Annotated in this window: 19 protein-coding genes and 1 tRNA gene; 16 read left to right on the top strand and 4 right to left on the bottom strand. The window is 61.9% G+C overall.

Annotated elements, in window-relative coordinates; translation table 11 throughout:
- Positions 1-69: 69 nt before the first annotated feature.
- Positions 70-813: a TIGR00730 family Rossman fold protein gene (locus tag RI103_RS31890; RefSeq protein ID WP_310816695.1), complete on the bottom strand. Its 744-nt coding sequence runs from the start codon at positions 811-813 to the stop codon at positions 70-72.
- Position 814: 1 nt separating this feature from the next.
- Between RI103_RS31890 and polA the strand changes: the two genes are divergently transcribed.
- The 3 genes from polA to RI103_RS31875 all read left to right on the top strand — a co-directional run bounded on the left by polA (position 815) and on the right by RI103_RS31875 (position 6,035).
- Complete coding sequence (gene polA, locus RI103_RS31885) at positions 815-3,556, top strand: DNA polymerase I (protein ID WP_310816694.1); 2,742 nt, start codon at positions 815-817, stop codon at positions 3,554-3,556.
- A 165-nt stretch (positions 3,557-3,721) separates the two neighbouring features.
- Positions 3,722-5,071, top strand: a complete 1,350-nt coding sequence (locus tag RI103_RS31880) for an NAD(P)/FAD-dependent oxidoreductase (RefSeq protein ID WP_310816693.1) — start codon at positions 3,722-3,724, stop codon at positions 5,069-5,071.
- A 91-nt stretch (positions 5,072-5,162) separates the two neighbouring features.
- Positions 5,163-6,035, top strand: a complete 873-nt coding sequence (locus RI103_RS31875; RefSeq protein ID WP_310816692.1) for a dienelactone hydrolase family protein — start codon at positions 5,163-5,165, stop codon at positions 6,033-6,035.
- Between the two features lie 112 nt (positions 6,036-6,147).
- On the opposite strand, the gene RI103_RS31870 is transcribed toward RI103_RS31875, so the two are convergent.
- Positions 6,148-7,017, bottom strand: coding sequence for a sulfurtransferase (locus RI103_RS31870; protein ID WP_310816691.1), 870 nt, complete (start codon positions 7,015-7,017; stop codon positions 6,148-6,150).
- A gap of 303 nt (positions 7,018-7,320) precedes the next feature.
- Positions 7,321-8,427, bottom strand: coding sequence for an aromatic ring-hydroxylating dioxygenase subunit alpha (locus tag RI103_RS31865; protein WP_310816690.1), 1,107 nt, complete (start codon positions 8,425-8,427; stop codon positions 7,321-7,323).
- Positions 8,428-8,712: 285 nt separating this feature from the next.
- Here RI103_RS31865 and RI103_RS31860 point away from each other — a divergent pair, with 285 nt between their 5' ends.
- The 4 genes from RI103_RS31860 to folE2 all read left to right on the top strand — a co-directional run bounded on the left by RI103_RS31860 (position 8,713) and on the right by folE2 (position 12,953).
- A complete protein-coding gene (locus tag RI103_RS31860) occupies positions 8,713-9,021 on the top strand; it encodes an exodeoxyribonuclease VII small subunit (RefSeq protein ID WP_007178839.1) in 309 nt (102 codons plus the stop codon).
- Positions 9,018-9,899: a farnesyl diphosphate synthase gene (locus RI103_RS31855; protein WP_310816687.1), complete on the top strand. Its 882-nt coding sequence runs from the start codon at positions 9,018-9,020 to the stop codon at positions 9,897-9,899. The genes RI103_RS31860 and RI103_RS31855 overlap by 4 nt, the downstream gene beginning before the upstream one ends.
- 85 nt (positions 9,900-9,984) lie before the next feature.
- On the top strand, positions 9,985-11,892 hold the full coding sequence (dxs, locus tag RI103_RS31850; RefSeq protein ID WP_310816686.1) for a 1-deoxy-D-xylulose-5-phosphate synthase: 1,908 nt from the start codon (positions 9,985-9,987) through the stop codon (positions 11,890-11,892).
- 254 nt (positions 11,893-12,146) lie between these two features.
- On the top strand, positions 12,147-12,953 hold the full coding sequence (gene folE2 / locus RI103_RS31845; RefSeq protein ID WP_310816685.1) for a GTP cyclohydrolase FolE2: 807 nt from the start codon (positions 12,147-12,149) through the stop codon (positions 12,951-12,953).
- Positions 12,954-13,032: 79 nt separating this feature from the next.
- On the opposite strand, the gene tsaD is transcribed toward folE2, so the two are convergent.
- Positions 13,033-14,061 carry a tRNA (adenosine(37)-N6)-threonylcarbamoyltransferase complex transferase subunit TsaD gene (tsaD, locus tag RI103_RS31840; protein ID WP_310816684.1) on the bottom strand — a complete coding sequence of 343 codons (1,029 nt, stop codon included), beginning with the start codon at positions 14,059-14,061 and terminating at the stop codon, positions 13,033-13,035.
- Positions 14,062-14,183: 122 nt separating this feature from the next.
- On the opposite strand from tsaD, the gene RI103_RS31835 reads away from it, so the two are divergent.
- The 9 genes from RI103_RS31835 (at position 14,184) to RI103_RS31795 (ending at position 24,193) form a co-directional block, all read left to right on the top strand.
- Complete coding sequence (locus tag RI103_RS31835) at positions 14,184-15,401, top strand: NAD(P)/FAD-dependent oxidoreductase (protein ID WP_310816682.1); 1,218 nt, start codon at positions 14,184-14,186, stop codon at positions 15,399-15,401.
- Between the two features lie 68 nt (positions 15,402-15,469).
- Positions 15,470-15,682 carry a 30S ribosomal protein S21 gene (rpsU, locus tag RI103_RS31830; RefSeq protein WP_310816681.1) on the top strand — a complete coding sequence of 71 codons (213 nt, stop codon included), beginning with the start codon at positions 15,470-15,472 and terminating at the stop codon, positions 15,680-15,682.
- 235 nt (positions 15,683-15,917) lie between these two features.
- Complete coding sequence (locus RI103_RS31825; protein ID WP_310816680.1) at positions 15,918-16,364, top strand: GatB/YqeY domain-containing protein; 447 nt, start codon at positions 15,918-15,920, stop codon at positions 16,362-16,364.
- Positions 16,365-16,443: 79 nt separating this feature from the next.
- Positions 16,444-18,315 (top strand): DNA primase, encoded by a 1,872-nt coding sequence (dnaG, locus tag RI103_RS31820; RefSeq protein WP_310816678.1) that lies wholly within the window; start codon positions 16,444-16,446, stop codon positions 18,313-18,315.
- Between the two features lie 91 nt (positions 18,316-18,406).
- Complete coding sequence (gene rpoD, locus RI103_RS31815) at positions 18,407-20,812, top strand: RNA polymerase sigma factor RpoD (protein WP_310816677.1); 2,406 nt, start codon at positions 18,407-18,409, stop codon at positions 20,810-20,812.
- 151 nt (positions 20,813-20,963) lie between these two features.
- Positions 20,964-21,051, top strand: a tRNA-Ile gene (locus RI103_RS31810).
- A gap of 470 nt (positions 21,052-21,521) precedes the next feature.
- Positions 21,522-21,728 (top strand): hypothetical protein, encoded by a 207-nt coding sequence (locus RI103_RS31805; protein WP_310816676.1) that lies wholly within the window; start codon positions 21,522-21,524, stop codon positions 21,726-21,728.
- A 199-nt stretch (positions 21,729-21,927) separates the two neighbouring features.
- Entirely contained in the window at positions 21,928-22,101 is a 174-nt protein-coding gene (locus RI103_RS31800) for a hypothetical protein (RefSeq protein WP_310816675.1), read from the top strand.
- Positions 22,102-23,059: 958 nt separating this feature from the next.
- A complete protein-coding gene (locus RI103_RS31795; protein ID WP_310816674.1) occupies positions 23,060-24,193 on the top strand; it encodes a porin in 1,134 nt (377 codons plus the stop codon).
- The last annotated feature ends 313 nt before the right edge of the window (positions 24,194-24,506 follow it).

Here is a 24,506-nt window from a genome sequence, read left to right as displayed (position 1 = left end):
CCCGTTTGCGTGCGCGTGTTCGTCGCGTTGCGTTGCTTTTACTTCGCGCAGGAGCGCGAAGCGGCAGCCTCACAGATAGAACATCCGGTCTTCGTCCGACTTGGTTGGCTGTGGCTCGGTTTCTTCGCGGTCTTCATAGAACTTCAGCACCGCTTCGAGCACCTGGTCCGGGTCGTCGATGACCTGCATGAGATCCATGTCGGTCGGATTGATCAGGCCCATGGGCGTGAGCGAGTTCTTGAACCACGCAAGCAGACCTTCCCAGAACTCGGCACCCACCAGAATGATCGGCACATGGCGCGACTTCTTGGTCTGGATCAGCGTGAGTACTTCGGCGAGTTCGTCCAGCGTGCCGAAGCCGCCGGGCATCACGATCACCGCGTCCGAGTTCTTCACGAACGTGACCTTGCGCGTGAAGAAATGGCGGAAGCGCAACGAGATGTCTTGCCACTGATTGCCCGATTGCTCGTGCGGCAATTCGATGTTCAGGCCGACCGAAGGCGCCTTGCCCGCATGGGCGCCCCTGTTGGCCGCTTCCATGATGCCCGGGCCGCCGCCCGAGATCACGGCGAAGCCGGCGTCCGAGAGCTTGCGCGCGATTTGCGTGGCCAGTTTGTAGTAGGGCGAGTTCGGCTTCAGGCGCGCTGAACCGTAAATGCTGACAGCCGGACGAATCTCCGAGAGGTACTCGGTCGCCTCGATAAACTCTGCCATAATCGTGAACATCTGCCACGATGCGCGGGCCTTTTTGGCCGTTGCGCGCTCTTGATCTGCGAGTGATCGCAGACTCGGAATCACTTTTCTCTTAGTCATAATGCCTGAAGAACGAAGCCTTGAAGGTAAGACCCTGCTATTGGTCGACGGTTCGAGTTATCTGTACCGGGCCTACCATGCGATGCCGGATCTGCGCAGCCCCGACGGTGGTCCTACGGGTGCGCTCTACGGGATGATCAACATGCTGCGGCGCATGCGCAAGGAAGTCACAGCAGAGTATAGCGCGTGCGTGTTCGACGCCAAGGGCAAAACGTTTCGCGACGACTGGTATCCCGACTATAAGGCGAATCGTCCGTCCATGCCGGACGATCTCTCGCGCCAGATCGAGCCGATTCATGTGGCCGTGCGCGCGCTCGGCTGGCCGTTGCTGATGATAGAAGGCGTCGAGGCCGACGACGTGATCGGTACGCTCAGCACCGAAGCGGAAAAGCGTGGCATGAATGTGATCGTGTCGACGGGTGACAAGGATCTGGCGCAGCTTGTGTCGGATCATGTCACCCTCATCAATACGATGACTAACGAAACGCTCGACCGCGCCGGCGTGCTCGCCAAGTTCGGCGTGCCGCCGGAGCGCATTATCGACTACCTGTCGTTGATCGGCGATACCGTCGACAACGTACCCGGCGTCGAGAAATGCGGGCCGAAGACAGCGATCAAATGGCTGACGCAATTCGAGTCGCTGGATGGCATCGTCGCACATGCTGACGAAATTAAAGGTGCGGTAGGAGACAATTTGCGCAGAGCGCTCGATTTTCTGCCAATGGCGAAGAAACTCGTCACGGTCGAGCGCAACTGCGATATGACCGACCATATCGTGTCGATCGAGGAAAGCCTGCAAAGCCGCCCGGAGTCGCGCGAGGAGTTGCGCGAGGTGTTCACGCGCCACGGCTTCAAGACGTGGCTGCGCGAAGTGGAAATCGCGGACGCCGTGGAAGGTCCGGAAACGGATGTGGCGCCGGCTTTGTCGGTGGATCACGAGCGGCACTACGACACCGTGCAGACGTGGGAGCAATTCGACGCGTGGCTCGAGAAGATCAACGCGGCCGGGTTGACCTCGTTCGATACGGAAACCACGTCGCTCGATCCCATGACCGCGCAGATCGTGGGGCTGTCGTTGTCGGTGGAAGCCGGCCGGGCGGCGTATGTGCCGCTCGCGCATCGCGGCCCGGACGCGCCCGTGCAATTGCCGCGCGACGAAGTCCTCGCGAAGCTCAAGCCGTGGCTGGAAAGCGCCGAACACAAGAAGGTCGGCCAGCATCTCAAGTACGACGAGCAGGTGCTGGCGAATTACGGCATTGAAATGCGCGGCGTCGAACACGACACGCTGCTGGAATCGTACGTGGTCGAATCGCATCGCACGCACGACATGGACAGCCTCGCTCTGCGCCATCTCGGCGTGAAGACGATCAAGTACGAAGAGGTCGCGGGCAAGGGCGCGGGGCAGATCGGTTTCGACGAAGTCGCCTTGGACAAGGCCGCCGAATACGCGGCGGAAGACGCCGACATCACCTTGCGGCTGCACCAGGCGCTGTATCCGCAAGTGACCGCGGAGAAGACACTCGAGTACGTCTATCGCGCGATCGAACTGCCGACCTCGCGTGTGCTGCGCAAGATGGAACGCACCGGCGTGCTGATCGACGCGGAGAAGCTGCGCCAGCAAAGCAGCGAAATCGCCACGCGTCTGATCCAGCTGGAAAGCGAAGCGTATGTGCTGGCCGGCGGCGAATTCAATCTGGGCTCACCGAAGCAGATCGGGCAGATCTTCTTCGAGAAGCTCGAGCTGCCGGTGGTCAAGAAGACGCCGAGCGGCGCGCCATCCACCGACGAAGAGGTGCTGCAAAAGCTCGCCGAAGACTATCCGCTGCCGAAGATCCTGCTCGAACACCGTGGCTTGTCGAAGTTGAAGTCGACGTACACGGACAAATTGCCGCGCATGGTTAACGCCGCAACTGGCCGCGTGCATACTAACTATGCTCAAGCTGTGGCAGTCACGGGGCGGCTCGCGTCGAACGATCCGAACTTGCAGAACATTCCCGTGCGCACCGGCGAAGGCCGCCGTATTCGCGAAGCGTTTATTGCACCGCCTGGACACAAGCTGGTCTCCGCGGATTATTCGCAGATCGAGTTGCGGATCATGGCGCACATTTCCGGCGACGAATCGTTGCTGCGATCGTTCTCGCAGGGCGAAGACATCCACCGCGCCACCGCGGCGGAGATCTTCAGCGTGACGCCGCTCGAAGTGTCGAACGATCAACGGCGCGTGGCCAAGGTCATCAACTTTGGTTTGATCTACGGTATGAGTTCGTTCGGTCTTGCTTCGAACCTCGGCATCACGCGCGACGCAGCCAAGCTTTATATCGACCGCTATTTCGCGCGCTATCCGGGGGTGGCGCGTTATATGGACGAAACGCGTGTGAGCGCGAAGGCCACGGGTTACGTCGAGACGGTGTTTGGCCGCCGCCTGTGGCTGCCGGAGATCAACGGCGGCAATGGTCCGCGTCGTCAAGCCGCCGAGCGCGCCGCGATCAACGCGCCGATGCAAGGCACGGCCGCCGACCTGATCAAGCTCTCGATGATCGCGGTGCAGGATTGGATCGAAGCGTCGAAGATCGGCACGCGCATGATCATGCAGGTGCACGACGAACTGATTCTCGAAGTACCGGACGCGGAATTGTCCGACGTACGCAAGCGCTTGCCCGAGTTGATGTGCGGAGTCGCCGATCTGAAAGTGCCGCTCGTCGCGGAAGTGGGCGCCGGCCTGAACTGGGAAGAAGCGCATTGACGTGCGTATGACGGGAGGCGGTATCGTCGTGTGTACGTCACACATGCGTACTGACGGCTTGTGACAATCCGTGCAGCTCGCGGACAATGAATTAAAGAAGGCGCTCAGGTGAAATCTCATGGGCGCCGCGCAACGCACAACCCATCGGCAAACACGGAGAGTTCCATGCATCGTTTTATCGTCGTTGGCGGAGGCGCGGGGGGATTGGAGCTGGCGACGCGTCTGGGTGATCGCTATGCACCCCACAAGAACAAGAGCGGAGTGCGCGCTCAGGTCACGCTCGTCGACCGCAATCCGACTCATATCTGGAAGCCGCTGCTGCATGAAGTGGCGGCCGGCAGCATGGACCCGTTCACGCAGGAACTCGAATATGCCGCTCAAGCGCGCTGGCATGGCTTCGAATTTCAACAGGGCGAACTGACGGGGCTGGACCGCGCGAACAAGCGCCTCACGCTCGGCATCGTGCTCGACGACGACGGCGCCGAACTGCTGCCCGAACGCCAGCTCGAATACGACACGCTGATCATCGCGATCGGCAGCACGACCGCCTTCTTCGGCGTCAAAGGCGCGCCTGAATTTTCCCTCGCACTCGATACGGTCAGCCAGGCCGAGCGTTTCCGCAAACGCCTGATTGCGGCATGCATGCGCGCCGAGCATCAGGTGCATGAACCCGTCGAATCGACACTGGGCGTCGCGTCTAGCGGCGAGCCGCGCATTCAGGTGGCGATCGTCGGAGGTGGCGCGACGGGCGTGGAACTGTCGGCGGAATTGCGCAACACGGCGCAAGTCCTGTCCGCATACGGCCTGCATAAGCTCGATCCGCGGCACGACGTCGGCATCGTGTTGATCGAAGCGGGGCCGCGCATTCTGCCGGCTTTGCAGGAACGAGTCTCGACCGCCACGGCCGAACTGCTTACCAAGCTCGGCGTGAAGCTGATGATCGGCGAAACCGTGGCCGAAGTCGCGCCCGGCATGATCCGCACCGCGAGCGGCAAAACCGTGCGCGCCGATTTGACGGTGTGGGCGGCGGGCATCAAGGCGCCGCCGATTCTGAGCGAGCTCGACGGCCTGCCGGTCAATCGGCTGGGCCAACTCATCGTGCGTCGCACGCTGCAAACCGAGACCGACGACAACGTCTTCGCGCTCGGCGATTGCGCCGCCTGTCCGTGGCCGGGCAACGAGCGCAACGTGCCGCCGCGCGCGCAGGCTGCTCACCAGCAGGCGAGCTTCCTGATGAAGACGCTGGCGGCGCGGCTCGAAAACAAGCCGTTGCCGGAGTTCACTTATCGCGACTTCGGGTCGCTGGTGTCGCTCGGGCATTTCAGCGCCGTTGGTAATCTGATGGGCGGGGTGATCGGCGGCAATATGCTGATCGAAGGGCTGTTCGCGCGCTTCATGTACATGTCGCTGTACCGGCTGCATATCGCCGCGCTGCACGGCTACGCGCGCATGGTGCTGGATACCTTCGCGCACTGGTTGCGCCGCACCACGCTGCCGCGGGTCAAGCTGCACTGACGCGCGCGGCCGGCTCGGGAACGTTGCATGTGCAACAGAATGCGCGTCAGGCGTATCCTGTTGCCTCCAACGTTCAACCGAGGAGTGCCGCATGCTGAAACCCGACGTCGACAGCCTGGTCCCGCACGTCCCCTTCAACCGCCGTACCTTCATCAAGGCCGCGCTCGGCACCGGCTTCGCCGCCGCCGTGCTGCCGGTTTCCGCACAAACCATTCATACCGATACTGACGGCCTCGAAGCCGGCGAAATCGCGGTGCGCTCCGGCGACACGCTGGTGCCCGCGTATCGCGCGCAGCCGAGGGGCAAGACGCACTTGCCGGTGATCATCGTCGTGCACGAGATTTTCGGCGTGCACGAGCATATCGCTGACGTGTGTCGGCGCTTCGCCAAGCTAGGTTATCTCGCGATCGCGCCGAATCTGTTTGAGCGGCAAGGCGATCCGACCGGTCATGCGAGCATGCAGCAGATCAGCGCGCTGGTGGTCAGCAAGGTGCCGGACGAACAGGTGATGGGCGATCTCGATGCCACCGTCGCCTGGGCTGGCGAACACGGTGGCGATCTGAACCGGCTCGGGGTGAACGGCTTCTGCTGGGGCGGCCGGATTGCGTGGCTATACGCCGAACATAACCCGCGATTGAAGGCCGCCGCCGCCTGGTATGGACGGGTGACGGGCGCAACGAACGCGATGATGCCGGCGAATCCGCTCGACCAGGTCGCGCAGCTTCATGCGCCGGTGCTGGGGCTTTACGGGTTGCAGGATCAGAGCATCCCGCAGGACACGCTCGAACAGATGAAGCAGGCCATCGCGCAAGGGCCGCAAGCGGGCCGTGGTTCGCGGTTCGTCGTGTATGACGATGCGGGCCACGCGTTTTTCGCGGATTACCGGCCGAGCTACAGGAAGGCCGATGCCGAGGATGGCTGGCGCCGCGTGCTGGTGTGGTTCAAGCAGCACGGGGTGGCATAAGGCCGCGGTTTGAGGCGTCCGCATTCCCTCGCTGCGATAAAAAAGGCCGTTGCCGCTTTCGGGCGGCAGCGGCCTTTTTGCTAACGACGCGCTGCGGCGTTCGATGCGGCGCTCAAGGATTCGGACCCGTGGCGATGGGCCGCTTCGGGTCGGAACTCCACTCGCTCCACGATCCCGCATACAACGCCGCGCCATGCAGGCCCGCGACTTCCATCGCGAGTGCATTCACGCATGCCGTGACGCCCGAGCCACACTGCAGCACCACGTGCTCCGGCGGCGTGTCGGCGAGCAGCGCGTGGAATTCCTCGCGCAACGTATGAGCAGGCTTGAAGCGGCCGTCGACGGTGAGGTTGTCTTTGAAGAAGCGGTTGAGTGCGCCGGGAATGTGGCCGCCGACGCGATCCAGCGTCTCGTTCTCGCCGCGATAGCGGTCGGCCGCGCGCGCGTCGACCACCACGTGTTCCTTGGAGCTCAGATTGCGCTCGACCGTCTGCGCGTCGACCGTGACGGACAGCGGCGCGCCGGCCTTGAAGTCGCCAGTGTTCTGGGCCGGCGCGTCCTGCGTCAGCGGATGACCGCCGGCTTCCCATGCCTGCAGGCCGCCGTCGAGCAGCGCGACCGCGTCGTGACCGAGCCAGCGCAGCAGCCACCATGCACGGGCGGCGTACATGCCGCCTTGCGCGTCATACGCGACGACTTGCTGGCCTTGCTTCAGCCCGCGCGACTCCAGCGTCTCCACCAGCCGCGCACGATCGGGCAGCGGATGGCGGCCGTTGTGACCGTTCTTCGGCCCCGACAGATCGCGATCGAGATGCAGGTAATGCGCGCCCGGCAGATGCCCGGCCAGGTAAGCTTTTTCGCCCGCTTCGGTGTCGGCCAGATCGAACCGGCAATCGATGACGAACACGCTGCCCGGCGCGGCGGCAAGCCGTTCCGCGAGATTGGCCGCGGAAATCAGAGTGGTGTAATGAGTGTGGGGCATGACGTCTCCTGTCGACCCGAGTTGGCGCTTTAGCGCTTACTCGGGTCCCATGCAAAGCGGTCGACCCGAGTTGGCGCTTTAGCGCTTACTCGGGTCCCATGCAAAGCGGTCGACCCGAGTTGGCACTTTAGCGCCTTACCCTAGTCCCATGTAAAGCTCGATGCTCGCGATGGCGGCTCCGTTCGGCGGCTTGGCGACGCCAACGGATGGCCGAGCTATCTTCTAAGTCTAAACAAAAAAAACGGGCCGAAGCCCGTCTTTCCACGCGTTGATGCTGCCTGAAGCCATCTGATCAAGCGCCGATCAGATCGTACCGAGTTCGCGCCGCAGGAATTCGTGGAAGTGCTGCATGCCGTCTTCCATCGGGCTCTGATACGGGCCGACCTGCGATTCGCCACGATTCATCAGCGCGCGGCGGCCGGCGTCCATGCGTTCCGCGATCTCGTCGTCTTCGCGGGCCGTTTCCATGTAGGCGGCGCGCTCGGCTTCGACGAACTCACGCTCGAACAGCGCGATTTCCTCAGGGTAATAGAACTCCACCACGTTGGTGGTTTTCTGCGGACCGCGCGGAATCAGCCACGACACCACCAGCACGTGCGGATACCACTCGATCATGATGCCCGGGTAGTACACCATCCAGATCGCGCCGAATTCCGGTGGATTGCCACCGCGAAAGCGCAGCACCTCGTCGTGCCACTTGCGGTAGGTGGGGCTGCCAGGCTGTTCCAGATCCTTGTGCACGCCGACCGTCTGCACGCTATACCACTCGCCGAACTCCCACGTCAGGTCGTCGCAATTGACGAAGCTGCCGAGGCCCGGATGGAACGGCGCGACGTGATAGTCCTCCAGATAGACCTCGATAAAGGTCTTCCAGTTGTAGTTGCACTCGTGCACTTCGACGTGATCGAACATGAAGCCCGAAAAATCGAAGTGTTCCTTGGGGCCGAGGCGCGCCAGATCGCGCGCGACATCGCGCCTTTGCGCTTCGAACAGCAGGCCTTGCCAGTTCTGCAGCGACGTGGCGCCGAGATTCAGGCAGGGGTTATCCGCAAAATGGGGCGCACCGAGGAGCTGGCCGTTCAGGTCGTACGTCCAGCGATGCAGGGGGCAGACGATGTTCTCCGTCTGGCCGCGGCCGTTGAGCATGATGGCTTGCCGGTGGCGGCACACGTTCGACAGCAGTTCGACTTGCGACTGCTGGTTACGGACGAGCACACGCCCTTCGCTCTCGCTAGGCAAAGCAAAATAATTCCCCGCCTCGGGCACCATGAGATCGTGGCCGATGTAACGAGGACCTTTCTTGAAAAGGGTGTCGATTTCGCGCGTTAGAAGCGCTTCGTCAAAGTAAGCCGTGACTGGCAGCTGGCTGTGGACAGACCGCAACTGCAATGCATTGCTCAGATTGGACATTCCCACTCCCGTGAAGACGTGAAAGCAGTGAACAACCCAACCATCGAAGATTCGATTTAGGGAGCCCGCGATTATACCCGTTTCCCCTTGCTTGGGGCACTTAAGTGCCTGATTTGGGTCAAAAATCTCAGGAAAGTTCGACTTTTTCGCCGCAGACCGATCGGTTTTTTTCTGCGAGACTGCTAGGACGGCGCGGAGCGGGAAGGCGGGCGTAGGGCGGCGGGCGGCTCGGAAATATCGCTTTTGCCGTAGAATGTCCGACTTGTTTTAATTTTGCGACTATTCATGGCGAAGACCGCTTCGAAGGATACTGCAGCCACGCCAGCCGAAGGCGTCGACACCACGCCGCTGCCCGAGAACTACGAAGCCGCCCAGGCGGAGCTGGAAGGGCTGGTTGCACGCATGGAAAGCGGCAATCTCAGCCTCGAGGAGTCGCTCACCGCCTACCGGCGTGGCGCGGCGCTCGTGGCGTTTTGCCAGCAGCAGCTCGAGAAGGTCGAGCAGCAGGTGCGCGTGCTCGACGGCGAGACGCTCAAGCCGCTGCCCATGAATACCGCAGGCACAGCCGCTACTGAAAGCGGGGACGACCTATGACATTCGAACAATGGATGCGCTCGGTACTGGAGCGCGTCGAAACGGCACTGGAACATTACCTGCCGACCGAGGCAAGCGAGCCCGCCACGCTGCATGAAGCCATGCGCTACGCGTTGCTGGGCGGCGGCAAGCGGGTTCGCCCGCTGCTGTGTCACGCGGCCGGCGAGCTGACCGGCGCGCGCGCCGAGTGCCTGGATGCGGCGGCGGCGGCACTGGAAATGATCCACGTGTACTCGCTCGTCCACGACGACATGCCGTGCATGGACGACGACGCGCTGCGTCGCGGCAAGCCTACCGTACACGTCAAATATGACGAAGCGACGGCATTGCTGGTCGGCGACGCGTTGCAATCGCAAGCGTTCGTCGCGCTGACGTCGGACGTTCTGGCCCCGGCGCAGCAGGCCGCGCTCGTGCGCGAACTGGCGCTGGCGAGCGGCTCGATCGGCATGTGCGGCGGACAGGCCATCGATCTAGCGAGCGTCGGCCACACGCTGACGCGTACGCAGCTCGAAACCATGCACCGCATGAAAACCGGCGCCTTGCTGCGCGCCGCGGTGCGCATGGGTGCGCTGGCGGGCGAAACGCCGGACGCGGACGCCATGCGTTCGCTCGACGCGTATTCGGCCGCTGTCGGCCTCGCGTTTCAGGTCGTCGACGATATTCTCGACGTGACGACCGATTCGGCGACGCTTGGCAAAACCGCAGGTAAAGACGCGAAGGACGGCAAGCCGACCTACGTGTCGATTATTGGGCTCGACGCGTCGCGTTCGCTCGCAGCGCAGTTGCGCAGCGACGCCCACGCCGCGCTGGCGCCGTTCGGCGCACGCGCGCAGCGTCTTGCCGAATTGGCCGACCTGGTGGTGAACCGGGTTAGCTGAACGCGAAAGCCCGCCGCCGCGCGCCTCCGTTATGAGGCGTATGTATGAAGTGCGGGCGCGTAAGTTTTCCTACAATGGAACGACGATGTACGACTTGCTGAAAACCATTGACGACCCGGCAGCCCTGCGCCGCCTCGATCGCCGCCAATTGCAACCGCTTGCCGACGAGTTGCGTGCTTTCGTGCTCGACAGCGTATCGCAGACGGGCGGCCATCTTTCGTCCAACCTCGGCACGGTCGAGTTGACCATTGCTCTGCACTATGTGTTCGACACGCCGCACGACCGGATCGTCTGGGACGTCGGCCATCAAACCTATCCGCACAAGATCCTGACGGGCCGCCGCGACCAGATGCACACGCTGCGTCAGCTGGGCGGCATCTCAGGCTTCCCGAAGCGTGACGAGTCGGAATACGACACCTTCGGCACGGCGCACTCCAGCACGTCGATCTCCGCCGCGCTCGGCATGGCGGTCGCAAGCAAGCTGCAGGGCGACAACCGTATGGGCATCGCCGTGATCGGCGACGGCGCAATGACGGCCGGCATGGCGTTCGAGGCGATGAACAACGCCGGCGTCGAAGACGACGTGCCGCTGCTGGTCATCCTGAACGACAACGACATGTCGATTTCGCCGCCGGTCGGCGCGCTGAATCGCCATCTGGCGCGCCTGATGTCCGGCCGCTTCTACGCCGCCGCGCGTGCCGGTGTCGAGCGCGTGCTGCGCGTCGCGCCGCCCATGCTCGACCTCGCCCGCAAGCTCGAAGAGCACGCCAAGGGCATGATCGTGCCGGCCACGCTGTTCGAAGAGTTTGGCTTCAACTACATCGGCCCGATCGACGGGCATGATCTCGATTCGCTGATCCCGACGCTGCAGAACATCAAGGAACTGCGCGGTCCGCAATTCCTGCATGTCGTGACGAAGAAGGGCCAAGGCTACAAGCTGGCCGAAGCCGATCCGGTGCTGTACCACGGCCCCGGCAAGTTCAATCCGGCTGAAGGCATCAAGCCCGCGGCCACGCCCTCGAAGAAGACCTACACGCAAGTGTTCGGCGAATGGCTGTGCGACGCGGCCGAGCTGGATGCACGTGTGGTCGGCATCACGCCCGCCATGCGCGAAGGCTCGGGCATGGTCGAGTTCGAGAAGCGCTTCCCGGACCGTTACTTCGACGTCGGCATCGCCGAGCAGCACGCGGTGACGTTTGCCGGCGGTCTGGCCGCCGAAGGTATGAAGCCGGTGGTCGCGATCTACTCGACCTTCCTGCAACGTGCTTACGATCAGCTGATTCACGACGTCGCGCTGCAGAACCTGCCGGTGGTGTTCGCTATCGACCGCGCGGGTCTGGTCGGCGCGGACGGCGCGACGCACGCGGGGGCTTACGACCTGGCGTTCCTGCGCTGCATCCCGAACATGACGGTGATGGCCGCGTCGGACGAAAACGAATGCCGCCAGATGCTGTACACGGCGTTACAGCAGCCGAACCCGACGGCGGTGCGCTACCCGCGTGGCGCCGGCACGGGCGTCGCGACCGTCAAGCAGATGGCGGCGTTGCCGCTTGGCAAGGGCGAGATTCGTCGCCAAACGTCGCAGCCGGCAGGCAAGCGTATTGCGATTCTGGCGTTCGGCACGATGGTGGCGCCGTCGCTGGCAGCCGCCGAGCAACTGGACGCAACGGTCGCGAACATGCGCTTCGTGAAGCCGCTCGACGCCGATCTGGTCCGTCAGTTGGCCGAAACGCACGACGCCATCGTCACGGTCGAAGAAGGCTGCGTGATGGGCGGCGCGGGCTCGGCTTGCGTCGAAGCCCTGCTCGAAAGTGGGGTTATGCGACCCGTACTACAATTGGGCCTCCCCGATCGGTTCATCGATCACGGGGATCCGGCCAAGCTGCTCGCTGCGTGTGGTCTCGACGCCGCGGGTATCACCAAGTCGATCCGCGAGCGCTTCCTGTCGAGCGGCGCGGTCGGCGGCCAGTCGTCGGTGAAGCGCGTCGCGTAAAGCGTCGCCGCTCGCGGTGCGGTCGCCGTGCCATGGCGGCCATAAGCAATCTCCAACTTGAATCGGTGGGCCTTCGGGCCCATCTTCCAACGCCGGCAGGGGCCGGCGTTCGCCGCTGCGCGCCATGGATCCGCGCGGCCGCTGGGAGTCGCCGAACCTGTCGCTTCGCGACAGCCCTCGCGAGGGAATCCCCAAGGGGAATTCCTTCGGGGCGAAAACTCGGGGCGGTCCGGCGTTTCCTGAAAGGACAAGAAATGAATCAGATGAATCCCGCCTTTGTGATGCCCGACGTGCAAAGCACGCCCGACACTCGTCAGATCCCGATTCAACGGGTCGGCGTGAAGGCCGTGCGCCATCCGCTGACGGTGCGCACGCAAGGCGGCGAGGTCCAGCCGACGGTCGGCACGTGGAACCTCGACGTACATTTGCCGGCTGACCAGAAGGGCACGCACATGTCGCGTTTTGTCGCGTTGCTCGAAGAGAACAAGGCGCCGCTGGAACCGGCCACATTCCGCACCATGCTCGCCGCGATGCTCGAAAAGCTCGAAGCCGACGCCGGCCGCATCGAGGTGTCGTTCCCTTACTTCGTCAACAAGATCGCGCCGGTGTCGGGCGTGCAAAGCCTGCTCGACTACGAAGTCACGTTGACGGGTGAAACTCGCCACGGCACGACGCGGCTGTTCCTTCAGGTGCTGGTGCCGGTGACGAGCCTGTGCCCGTGCTCGAAGAAGATCTCGCAGTACGGCGCGCATAACCAGCGCTCGCACGTCACGATCAACGCCGAACTGGCCGGCGATGTTGCCGTGGAAGAACTGATCCGTATCGCCGAAGAAGAAGCCTCGTGCGAACTGTGGGGCTTGCTCAAGCGCCCGGATGAGAAGTTTGTCACTGAGCGGGCTTATGAAAATCCGAAGTTCGTCGAAGACCTCGTGCGCGACGTCGCGCAACGTCTGAACGCGGACGAGCGGATCGTCGCTTATGTGCTCGAGGCCGAGAACTTCGAGTCGATTCACAATCACAGCGCGTACGCGGTGATCGAACGGGACAAACGGGTGGCTTGATAAGCGCGTTTGCCGATTGCATGAAAAAAGCCGCTTCGTTTGAGAGCGGCTTTTTTTTGCGGCAAGAACGTTGCGAGGCTCAGCGTGCGAGCGACGTCAAATCCCAACGCGGCTTCACCGTAAACGCGTAGTCTTTGGCCGACTGATCCGGCCAACGTTGCAGTCGCAAGGCGCCGGCCAGTGCGATCATCGCGCCGTTGTCCGTGCACAGCGACAAGTCCGGATAGTGCACATAGAAATTGCGCTTTTTCGCCGCAGCGGACAGCGCCTCGCGCAATTGCCGGTTCGCACCGACACCGCCCGCAACGACCAGCCGATTGAGCTTCGTTTTCTTGAGCGCGGCCAGCGACTTCGCCGCCAGCACCTCGACTGCCGCATCCACGAAACCGCGCGCCAGATCCGCTTTCGCCTGCTCGCAGATGTTCGCGCCGCCGAGCTTCTTGGCGTGCGTGAGGACAGCGGTCTTCAAGCCGCTGAAGCTGAAATCGAGGTCGCCGGAATGCAACATGGGACGCGGCAGGACCACCGCGCCGGGCGTGCCGAATTCGGCCATGCGCGAGACTTCCGGGCCGCCCGGGTAACCCAGGCCGAGCAGCTTGGCGGTTTTGTCGAAGGCTTCGCCGGCGGCGTCGTCCAGCGTTTCGCCGAGCGTCTCGTAGACGCCCACGTCCGTCACGCGCATCAACTGCGTATGACCGCCGGACACCAGCAGCGCCACAAACGGAAACGGCGGCGGCTCATCCACCAGCAGCGGCGACAGCAGATGCCCTTCGAGATGATGAATGCCGATGGTCGGCTTATCCCACGCCATGGCCAGCGAATTGGCGACGCTCGCGCCGACCAGCAGCGCGCCCGCGAGGCCCGGGCCTTGCGTGTAGGCGATTGCGTCGATGTCGCCGCGAGCCGTGCCGGCGCGTTCCATCACCTCTTCGAGCAACGGCAGCGCACGCCGGATATGATCGCGCGACGCCAGTTCCGGCACCACGCCGCCGTATTCCCGATGCATCGCAATTTGCGAATGCAGCGCGTGCGCGAGCAGTCCGCGCTGCGTGTCGTAGAGCGCGAGACCGGTTTCGTCGCAGGAGCTTTCGATGCCGAGAACGAGCATGATGGGTGGGCTTGAGCGGACGCTGAAGTGACAAAACTCCGGCGCCCGAAAGTGAAAAGACAAGCCTGAAAGTATAGCAGTGCGCGCGAGTGGCCGTAGACGCGCGGGTACAATGCGGCCCCATGGAATCCTTCGATATCGCAGTGATCGGCGCGGGCGCGGCCGGCATGATGTGCGCGGCCGTGGCTGGTCAACTCGGCCGCCGCGTGGTGCTGATCGACCACTCGCAGCGTCTCGCGGAGAAAATCCGCATCTCCGGCGGCGGCCGCTGCAACTTCACGAATCTGTATGCCGGCCCGGCCAACTACCTGTCGGCCAACCCGCATTTTTGCCGCTCGGCGCTCGCGCGTTACACGCCGCGAGACTTCATGGCGCTGCTCAAGCGCCATCACGTGACGTGGCACGAGAAGCACAAAGGCCAGTTGTTCTGCGACCAGTCGAGCGACGCGGTCATCAACGTGCTGAAGAACGAGTGCGACTCGGGCCGTGTGACATGGCGCGCGCCGCTGTCGGTCGAGCAGGTGCGGCAGGATCCGGAAGCGCGGTTCACGCTGGATACGCAGTCGGGGCCGATCGCCGCGCGCGCGCTCGTGGTCGCGACCGGTGGACTGTCGATTCCCAAAATCGGCGCCACGGATTTCGCTTACCGTCTGGCCAAGCAGTTCGGTCACAAGCTGATCGACACGCGTCCGGCACTGGTCCCGTTGACCTTCGCCGCAACCGACTGGGAGCCGTTCGCGGCGCTATCCGGCGTCTCGCTGGAAGTGCAACTGGCAACCGGCAACAAGAAGACCGGCGCCGAGTTCAGCGAGGACCTGCTGCTCACCCACCGTGGACTTTCCGGCCCGGGTGTGCTGCAGATTTCCAGCTACTGGCAGCCCGGTGAGCCGATTCACATCAACCTCTTGCCGGGGCAGGACGCCACGACCGCCTTGCTCGAAGCGAAAACCGGCACGAAGCGCCAGATTGCCAATCTGTTGTCGGAGTGGGTGCCGCAGCGGCTCGCTCATGTGTGGCTGGAAACCCATCAGATTCCTGCCGAAGCCCGTGTGGCCGATTTGCCCGACAAAACCCTGCGCCGTGTCGGCGAGGCTTTGTCGCGCTGGACGCTCACCCCCAACGGCACGGAAGGCTATCGCAAAGCCGAAGTGACACGCGGCGGCATCGACACGCGCGACCTGTCGTCATCGACGATGATGAGCGCGCGCGCGCCGGGCTTGTATTTCATCGGCGAAGCGGTTGATGTGACAGGTTGGCTCGGCGGCTACAACTTTCAATGGGCGTGGGCCTCTGGCGTGGCGGCCGGCCAGGCGGCCGCTGAGTACGCCAGAGGGGCTTGACGGCGCTCTGGCTTTGTGAGAAAGCTCTGCTATACTCCTGAACCTTTACAAAGTTCCGTTATTGAAAAATGACGACCATCCGCGTAAAAGACAACGAGCCGTTTGAAGTTGCCATGCGCCGGTTCAAGCGCACCATGGAGAAAAACGGCTTGCTGACGGAACTTCGCGCTCGCGAGTTTTACGAAAAGCCTACGGCTGAGCGAAAGCGCAAGAAGGCGGCTGCGGTGAAGCGTCATTTCAAGCATCTGCGTGGCCAGATGCTGCCAAAGAAGTTCTACTGATTCTGGCGTTGCCGCGGTTCCCGTCGAACGGAGCGGCGACATTCAACCGGTGATGGCGCGACAGGTGCCGTCACGGAAAACACGGCCCTTCGGGCCAGCCGGCAGGGTCGCAACCACAACGCACAGTGTGCCAACCCGCTTGAGGAAGCAGTCCCAAGCGGGTATTCGTGTTGATGCACGTGCTGAGGTGGTTTGGCGTGGCCGATTTTCAAATTCCAACGCATTCAGGTGAGTGATGAGTCTCAAGGACCAGATCAACGACGATATGAAAGCCGCCATGCGGGCACGTGAGACCGAGCGCCTCGGCACGGTCCGTCTGCTGCTCGCCGCGATCAAGCAGCGCGAAGTCGACGAGCGCGTCACACTCGACGACACCGCGATCACCGCTGTCATCGACAAGATGATCAAGCAGCGCAAGGACTCGATTAGCCAGTTCGAAGCCGCGGGCCGCACCGATCTGGCCGACAAGGAAAAGGGCGAACTGGCGATCTTGTCTGCTTATATGCCGGAACAGATGTCCGAGGCGGAGATCGTTGCCGAAGTCCAGGCCGCGGTGGCGCAAACCGGCGCTGCAGGCCCGCAGGACATGGGCAAGGTGATGGGCGTGCTCAAGCCGAAGCTGGCCGGCCGTGCCGACATGACCGCTGTCTCGGCGCAGGTCAAAGCTGCGCTCGCGAAGTAATTCCCGTATTTTCCGCGCTGTGCGTGCCGTTTTCCGACGGTGTGCGCGGCGTTGAGCTTTTTAGGCAGCGTCAATTACTGTGATTCCACCGTCATTCCTGCAGGACCTGCTCAACCGCGTCGATATCGTCGACGTGGTCGGTCGGTATGTGCAGTTGAAAAAGGGCGGCGCGAACTTCATGGGGCTGTGCCCGTTCCACAACGAGAAAAGCCCTTCGTTTACGGTTAGTCCGACTAAACAGTTTTATCACTGCTTCGGCTGCGGCGCGCATGGTACGGCCATCGGTTTCCTGATGGAACACGTCGGTTCGTCGTTTCCGGAGGCGGTCAACGAACTGGCGCAGTCGGTCGGCTTGACGGTGCCGAACGAGCCGTCGCCCGGATATGGCGGCGGAGGTTCCGGCGGCGGCTATGCGCCGGCGGCATCCAAGGCGGTCACCACCGCGCTGTCCGATGTCATGCAGACTGCGTGCGACTTTTACCGCAAGCAACTGCGCGCGGCGCCGGTCGCCATCCAGTATTTGAAGAAACGCGGCTTGACCGGTGAGATCGCGGCCCGTTTCGGGCTCGGCTACGCGCCGGACGGCTGGCAGAACCTCGAAGCGGCATTTCCGAACTACCGCGACGATTCGCTGGTCGAATCGGGTTTGGTGATCGTCAGCGAAAAGTCCGACGCTCAGGGCCAGAACCGGCGGTACGACCGCTTTCGCGAACGGGTCATGTTCCCGATACGCAATGTGAAGGGGCAGGTGATCGGCTTCGGCGGCCGCGTGCTGGACGGCGGCGAGCCGAAATATTTGAATTCGCCCGAAACGCCATTATTTAACAAGGGCAGCGAGCTGTATGGGCTGTTCGAGGCGCGTCTGGCGATCCGCGAACAGCACTACGTGCTGGTCGTCGAAGGCTACATGGACGTGGTCGCGCTGGCGCAATTGGGGTTCCAGAACGCGGTCGCCACGCTCGGTACGGCCTGCACGCCGATTCATGTGCAGAAACTGATGCGCCAGACCGACACGGTCATCTTCAGTTTCGACGGCGATTCGGCCGGCCGGCGCGCCGCGCGCCGGGCGCTGGACGCCTGTTTGCCGCACGCGGCGGACAACCGCACCATCCGGTTCCTGTTTTTGCCGTCCGAGCACGATCCGGACAGCTATGTGCGGGAATTCGGCACCGAGGCCTTCGCCGAACAGGTCGAACGGGCCATGCCGCTGTCGCAGTTCATGTTGAACGAGGTGCTGACCGGCAAGGAGCTGGATCAGCCGGAAGGCAAGGCCCGCGCGCTATTCGACGCCAAGCCGCTGCTGCAGGCGCTGCCGGCCAACGCGCTGCGCGCGCAGATCATGCATATGTTCGCCGACCGGCTCGACGTGCCGTTCGACGAAGTCGCCGCGCTGTGCGAGGTCGATTCGCGGATCGCGGCGGCGGCCCGTGCTGCGCCGGCCCGCAAAGACCGGCGCAGTGTGACCGGGATCGAGGAAAAAACGCTGCGCAATCTGGTGATGTATCCGCGCACGGTGTCCGTGCTGGACGAAGAGGCCGAACAGGCGCTTCTCACGGTCACGCGGCACGGTGAACTGTTCGAGGAAGTGACGACGCACGCGCGTGCGCTGGGCGATTCGGCGGAGTTTCAGTTGTTGTCCGACCTATTGCGAAACGGCGCGAACGCCCCAACTTTCGAGGAAATCTTTCGCAAAATTCTAGACTATGATGAAAACGTCCGGGATTTGCTGCTGAAGGACCCGGAAGATGCGACCGTCATCGAGGAGCGGCGCGAGCAGGAACGGATCGTTGGAGAGGAACTGAAGGCGGCGATCCTGAAGATGCGGTACGACGCTTACTGCGATCGTCTCGAGCAGCTTTCCCGGCAATCCCGGCACACGCCGGAGGAGTTTGCGGAGCTGTCGGAGCTCAATCGCAAGCGGGCTGACATGAAGCGCCAGCTCGGGCTGTAGGCGGAGCGCAGGAAGCCTGAGTGCTATAATAAAAGGTTTCCAGCAGATTGTTTTTCAAGGGTTTTCCTAGCAAAGGCGAAAAGGCGATGCGATGGCAAAGACTACGGGCGCGAACACGGGCGGAAGGAAAGCGACAGGCACGAGCTCCAGGGAGCCGACCACGAAGGTCACCGAGGCCAGGTTAGTTTCTTCCGCGAGAAAAGCGTCTGCGGTCAGCGTTGCACCGGTTGCCGGGAAGAAGTCCTCGACCACTTCGGCTGCGCGAGCGGAGCCGGTCAGGGCGGTGAAAGCTGTAGCAGTGCCGGCCACGAAGGGGTCGGGTGTCAGAAGCGCAAGGGAAGCGGCTGCCGCGCAGGACGATGCGGTAGTGCGCGAGGTTCCAGTATCCACGGTTCAACCGGCTGGCGTCCACCAGCCGCGAGTCGAGACTACAGCCGGTACGGCGAACTCCATGACGAAAAAGCTGAACGAAGTACCCGTCGATGACGACGCAACCCAAAGCGAAGAAAACCCCGCGGCTGCTGCTCCGGCCAAGGTGGAAAAGGCCAAGGCTCGCGACCGTCGTGCAAAGGAAAAAGCGCTGCTGAAAGACGCCTTCGCGTCGTCGCAGCCTGGCACAGTCGAGGAACTCGAGGAGCGCCGCTCCAAACTGCGCGCGCTGATCAAGCTCGGCAAGGAGCGCGGCTTCCTGACGTACGCTGAAATCAACGACCACCTGCCGGACAACTTCACCGAGACCGAGGCGATCGAAGGCATCATCAGTACGTTCAACGACATGGGCGTGGCTGTGTACGAGCAGGCGCCCGACGCTGAAACGCTGCTGCTGAACGACAACGCGCCGGCGGCTTCGTCTGACGACGAAGTGGAAGAGGAAGCGGAAGTTGCGCTGTCCACCGTCGACTCGGAATTCGGCCGCACTACCGACCCGGTCCGCATGTACATGCGTGAAATGGGCACGGTCGAACTGCTCACGCGCGAAGGCGAAATCGAAATCGCCAAGCGGATCGAAGACGGCCTGAAGCACATGGTGATGGCCATCTCCGCATGCCCGACCACGATCGCCGACATCCTGGCGATGGCTGAGCGCGTCGCGAACGAGGAAATTCGTATCGACGAACTGGTCGACGGCCTGATCGACGCCAACGCGGAAGACGCGGACGGCTTCTCCGCGCAAGAAGCGGAAGCGATCGAGAGCGAAGACGAGGAAGTCGAAGAAGACTCAGAAGAGGACGAGGAAGAAGACGACGGCACGGCGCAAGCCACGGCCAACGCGGCGCAGATGGAAGCGCTCAAGCGTGCGTCGCTCGAAAAATTCGCGATGATCAGCGAATGGTTCGACAAGATGCGTCGCGCGTTCGAGAAGGAAGGCTACAAGTCCAAGTCGTATCTGAAGGCGCAGGAAACGATCCAGAACGAGCTGATGACCATCCGCTTTACCGCGCGCACTGTCGAGCGTCTGTGCGACACGTTACGTGCGCAGGTGGACGAAGTGCGTCAGGTCGAGCGTCAGATCCTGCACACGGTGGTCGACAAGTGCGGCATGCCGCGTGCGGAATTCATCGCGCGTTTCCCCGGTAGCGAAACGGATCTCGAGTGGTCCGACAAGATCGTCGGTGAAGGTCACGCGTATAGCGCGATCCTCACGCGGAACATTCCGGCCATTCGCGAACAGCAGCAACGTCTGCTGGATCTGCAAGCGCGCGTCGTGCTGCCGCTGAAGGATCTGAAGGAAACCAACCGTCAGATGGCGGCGGGTGAACTGAAGGCGCGTCAGGCGAAGCGCGAAATGACCGAGGCGAACTTGCGTCTGGTGATCTCGATCGCGAAGAAGTACACCAACCGTGGTCTGCAGTTCCTCGACCTGATTCAGGAAGGCAACATCGGCCTGATGAAGGCGGTGGACAAGTTCGAATACCGTCGTGGCTACAAGTTCTCCACGTATGCAACGTGGTGGATCCGTCAGGCCATTACGCGTTCGATCGCCGACCAGGCGCGCACGATCCGGATTCCGGTTCACATGATCGAAACGATCAACAAGATGAACCGCATCTCGCGTCAGATTCTGCAGGAAACCGGTCTCGAGCCGGATCCGGCAACGCTGGCCGAGAAGATGGAAATGCCGGAAGACAAGATCCGCAAGATCATGAAGATCGCGAAGGAGCCGATCTCGATGGAAACGCCGATCGGTGACGACGACGATTCGCATCTGGGCGACTTCATCGAAGACAACAACACGGTTGCGCCGGCCGACGCCGCTTTGCATGCCAGCATGCGCGATGTCGTGAAGGACGTGCTCGACTCGCTGACGCCGCGCGAAGCGAAGGTGCTGCGCATGCGTTTCGGTATCGAGATGAGCACCGATCACACGCTCGAAGAAGTCGGCAAGCAGTTCGACGTAACGCGTGAACGGATCCGTCAGATCGAGGCGAAGGCGCTGCGCAAGCTGCGTCACCCGAGCCGTTCGGACAAGTTGAAGTCGTTCCTCGAAGGGAATTGATCGCGGGCTGGCGTTCGTTGCAATGATGTAGCGGTTTGAAGGGGCATCGTGGTTGCTTCGCCATAGCGAAGCGGTTGCGAGGCCCCTTTTTCGTGTAGTATGTCGGCCAATCGACGAATAGGCCCGGCCTTCATGACCGGGTCTTTTTCTTGGGCCGGACGCCGTGCTGGTTGCAGGCAGCGGACTCATAATCCGCCTCCGAAAGGACACCGTGGGTTCGACTCCCACCCGGCCCACCAAGATGGTTAGAAAGGGTTCCGATAATCTCGGAACCCTTTTTGTTTTTACGGCCTGAAAAAGCCGGGTATTGGGCGTGGCAATATGCCACTTCCGCTGCGCTATTAATCCGGGCAAGGCGGATTTCTATCCGGTTGTGTGAAGGACGTTCATCGCCGCACTGGCGGATTCCCAAGCGTTTCAAGATTGATGCTTGCAAGTTTAAGCAAGCGTATTAAGCGGCGCGTTTCACGTCCCAGCAATATCGTCATTGCTCCTGCCGTTGCCGGCGCAAACTCCGTTCGATTTAATCTTTGGTCTGCGCGATTCGCGTCGTCATTTCCTGGCTTTCGTTTGGCGGTCCGGCGCACAGACTCCGTCGTGCTGGCGGCGCTAAGCTGGGCACCAATCGGCCCGAAGTCCGCTCGGTGAGAGTGGGCACGTCGTTTGCGTGAGCTCGGCTTCCAGACCGTATCAAATAACGAGAACGACTATGCGACCCGACCAAACCGCTACTGAGTTTGCTCAGACTCAACCCTTGCTGGCCACACGTGTCGACGGCGTCGCCGAGAGCGCGCCGCAACGACCGGTCAGCGCGTTGGCGCGCGTCACTTTTTGTTTTGCGTGGCTGTTCGGGCTGGAGCCGTTCCTCACCGGGTCGGGCGACGAGATGCCGCGTTCGCGGTTCGATCGCCATTAATGGCTCGCCGTAGCGCGGCGCACGGCCTGCGCGAATGAACGTTGAAAGTTTCGCCGGGCATCAGGGCAATTTCTACAGTTGGACATCCAACCGACACGGCCGCGCCGAGTTCAAACGTTTCGATCGTAGCGATCGAACCTCAGGAATAGCCGTTGCGCCCTGAGTGTTGGGAGACATTCCCATCCTCAGGATGCTCATCATGCAAACCGATCCGACCATCGACCCCGTCGCCGATCCTGCCAACCAGCCACTCGACGAACCCGGCGAGCAACCGCGCCCATTGCCCGGCGTGCCGCCCGAAACCGATCCACTCGCGCCGGGCGCGTCTCCCGAGGACGAGGACGCGCTGCGGCGATCGCAAGACAGGCCGTAGCGGCGCGCTCGCCGGGAACCAGGGAAAATCCGTGTGAAAAAACGCACGGCCGTGCCGTTAAATGAACGCGGAAGGCTGTTCGACGTTGGCCGTCCGCTTTCGGCACGGGTTTTGTCACGCGGCGGTCGGCGCCGCATTTCACCTCCGGGCAGCGCCCGTGCTGAAGGCTTCCCTTCGACGCACGCGGCTTGCGAAGACGCACTTCGAATGCGGGGCACGCATCAGGAATTCCATCAGACCGGCTGACGACCGATTGTTATCGAACGGCGCACCCGCTGTGAAAGTACGCCGCCACTCGTCTGCTCGCCGGTCATGGCGGTACACAACCTGCACAGCCTGAACGACGCGGTAGGGCCCTCAGCGCCATCAGGCCGCTCTAGCGAGTGGCACCAAAGCAAAAGCGCGCCATTAAATCCATTTTTCTAAACAGAAGGAGTTGATAGCCCAGTTCAATAACATCGATTAATTCGCTTTCGGTCAAAGACGACTGTACTCGTTCAGTTAAGTTCCCGCTTTTCTAAAATAAATTTATATCGGCCTGATAACGCAAACTAATTGCTTCATTTTTGAGCAATTCCGCATCTCTGATTTTTTATCGTTCCGACCCGATTACGTCAGGGATATTAAAATGCTGTTGCATACACACAACTGAGAATATTGAGAAATTGCAAATTAGTTATGACCAGAGCAGGTGCGACACCTGCCTGATTATGCGATAAACGTCGGAAATACAAGGACTTAATGTCTGTGGCATTCGGATTGTTGCTGATTTCGAAAAATCCTGTTGCGTGAATTGCCCGCGTCGCTACCAGGGTGTCCCCCTACACTCACGCTTCGTTTCAAGGGTGCCCGGCTGATCCGAAACGGGTCAGTGAACAGGGCGGCATCGAGTGCAAGGCACGCGTTGCCGAGGCAGGTCCCGCTCCCCGCGTAAATTCATCGAACAGGAGTCCCACGCATGAAAAAGAGTCTCATCGTCGTTGCGGTTGCCGCATCGTTCGCTTCCGTCGCTCACGCACAAAGCAGCGTGACCCTGTATGGTCTGCTGGACGCGGGCCTGACGTACACGAGCAACGTCAACCACAATTCCAAGTGGGCAGCTGGTAGCGGCGGCATCAACCAAAGCATGTTCGGTCTGCGTGGTTCGGAAGACCTGGGCGGCGGTCTGAAGGCAATCTTCACGTTGGAAAGCGGCTTCAACATCAACAACGGCAAGTTCGCTAACAACAACGGCATGTTCAACCGTCAAGCGTTTGTCGGTCTGTCGAGCGCGCAATTCGGTACGGTCACGCTGGGTCGTCAATACGACGCAGCTCAAGACTACCTGGCACCGCTGACCGCAACGGGCAGCTGGGGCGGTACGTACTTCGCGCACCCGTTCAACAACGACAACCTGAACACGAACGGCGGTTACGCAGTCAACAACTCGGTCAAGTACTCGAGCGCTAACTACGCTGGCTTCACGTTCGGCGGCACGTACGGCTTCTCGAACCAGGCTGGCGCATTCGCAAACAACCGCGAATACAGCTTCGGTGCTGCATACCAGTGGCAAGGTCTGCACCTGGGCGCTGCTTACGCACAGCAAAACAATCCGGGCGCAGGTAACACGGGTGCTTCGGATGGTTCGTACGTCAACGCGCTGGCAGGCAACGTCGGCAACTTCCGTCAACGCGAATTCGGCGCTGCTGGTTCGTACTCTTTCGGCCCGGCTACCGTCGGTCTGGCTTGGACGCAATCGCGTTCGGACAACTTCACGGTTGGCCAGCAATCGCTGCGCGCTAACAACTACGAAGTCAACGGCAAGTACAACGTGACCCCGGCTCTGGGCCTGGGCGTTGCTTACACGTTCACGGACGGCAAGGGCTACGGCGTTGGCGCGAACGGTGGTTCGGAGTCGGTGCGCTATCACCAGATCGGCCTGCAGGCTGACTACTCGCTGTCGCGTCGTACGGACGTCTACGCTCAAGCCGTGTACCAGCACGCAATGGGCGACGGCGGTGTCGCTTCGATCTACAGCGGCGACAACACGCAACTGCCGTCGTCGTCGAAGAACCAGACGGCTGCTACGGTCGGTCTGCGTCACCGCTTCTAAGCTTCAGCAGAAGCTGGTTGTTGTACGAAAAGGTGCCGTTCGCGGCACCTTTTTTTATGCACGCGCGATTCGATAGCCGGTACCCGGGTGAATGCCGGATGCCGCGTGCTTCGCAGGACCCAGGGCGTGCTAGCTAATATCGTGTTCACGCTGTTCGAGACCGATGCGATCCTGCAGCGCCCCATTACGCGCCGAAATGGCGCGCACGCCGCTTAGGTCGCGCCGTTTGCGACGACAAACAAAAAGGCTGACACCGGGAATCCGGTGTCAGCCTTTTTGTTCAATCGCTCAGGAACCGCAGGTCTGGAAAGAA

The sequence above is a fragment of the Paraburkholderia sp. FT54 genome, assembly GCF_031585635.1.
GTDB lineage: Bacteria > Pseudomonadota > Gammaproteobacteria > Burkholderiales > Burkholderiaceae > Paraburkholderia.
The sequence above is the reverse complement of the archived record's forward strand: the minus strand, read 5'-3'. Positions and strand labels throughout refer to the sequence as shown.

Bases quoted from the DNA above. Each gene is read 5' to 3' on its own strand.
- RI103_RS31825 (WP_310816680.1), top strand. From the start codon at position 15,918: ATGAGTCTCAAGGACCAGATCAACGACGATATGAAAGCCGCCATGCGG.
- RI103_RS31875 (WP_310816692.1), top strand. From the start codon at position 5,163: ATGCTGAAACCCGACGTCGACAGCCTGGTCCCGCACGTCCCCTTCAAC.
- tsaD (WP_310816684.1), bottom strand. From the start codon at position 14,061: ATGCTCGTTCTCGGCATCGAAAGCTCCTGCGACGAAACCGGTCTCGCG.
- RI103_RS31870 (WP_310816691.1), bottom strand. From the start codon at position 7,017: ATGCCCCACACTCATTACACCACTCTGATTTCCGCGGCCAATCTCGCG.
- RI103_RS31865 (WP_310816690.1), bottom strand. From the start codon at position 8,427: ATGTCCAATCTGAGCAATGCATTGCAGTTGCGGTCTGTCCACAGCCAG.
- RI103_RS31855 (WP_310816687.1), top strand. From the start codon at position 9,018: ATGACATTCGAACAATGGATGCGCTCGGTACTGGAGCGCGTCGAAACG.
- rpoD (WP_310816677.1), top strand. From the start codon at position 18,407: ATGGCAAAGACTACGGGCGCGAACACGGGCGGAAGGAAAGCGACAGGC.
- RI103_RS31800 (WP_310816675.1), top strand. From the start codon at position 21,928: ATGCAAACCGATCCGACCATCGACCCCGTCGCCGATCCTGCCAACCAG.
- RI103_RS31860 (WP_007178839.1), top strand. From the start codon at position 8,713: ATGGCGAAGACCGCTTCGAAGGATACTGCAGCCACGCCAGCCGAAGGC.
- polA (WP_310816694.1), top strand. From the start codon at position 815: ATGCCTGAAGAACGAAGCCTTGAAGGTAAGACCCTGCTATTGGTCGAC.
- rpsU (WP_310816681.1), top strand. From the start codon at position 15,470: ATGACGACCATCCGCGTAAAAGACAACGAGCCGTTTGAAGTTGCCATG.
- RI103_RS31795 (WP_310816674.1), top strand. From the start codon at position 23,060: ATGAAAAAGAGTCTCATCGTCGTTGCGGTTGCCGCATCGTTCGCTTCC.
- dxs (WP_310816686.1), top strand. From the start codon at position 9,985: ATGTACGACTTGCTGAAAACCATTGACGACCCGGCAGCCCTGCGCCGC.
- RI103_RS31835 (WP_310816682.1), top strand. From the start codon at position 14,184: ATGGAATCCTTCGATATCGCAGTGATCGGCGCGGGCGCGGCCGGCATG.
- RI103_RS31880 (WP_310816693.1), top strand. From the start codon at position 3,722: ATGCATCGTTTTATCGTCGTTGGCGGAGGCGCGGGGGGATTGGAGCTG.
- RI103_RS31890 (WP_310816695.1), bottom strand. From the start codon at position 813: ATGACTAAGAGAAAAGTGATTCCGAGTCTGCGATCACTCGCAGATCAA.
- RI103_RS31805 (WP_310816676.1), top strand. From the start codon at position 21,522: ATGCGACCCGACCAAACCGCTACTGAGTTTGCTCAGACTCAACCCTTG.
- folE2 (WP_310816685.1), top strand. From the start codon at position 12,147: ATGAATCAGATGAATCCCGCCTTTGTGATGCCCGACGTGCAAAGCACG.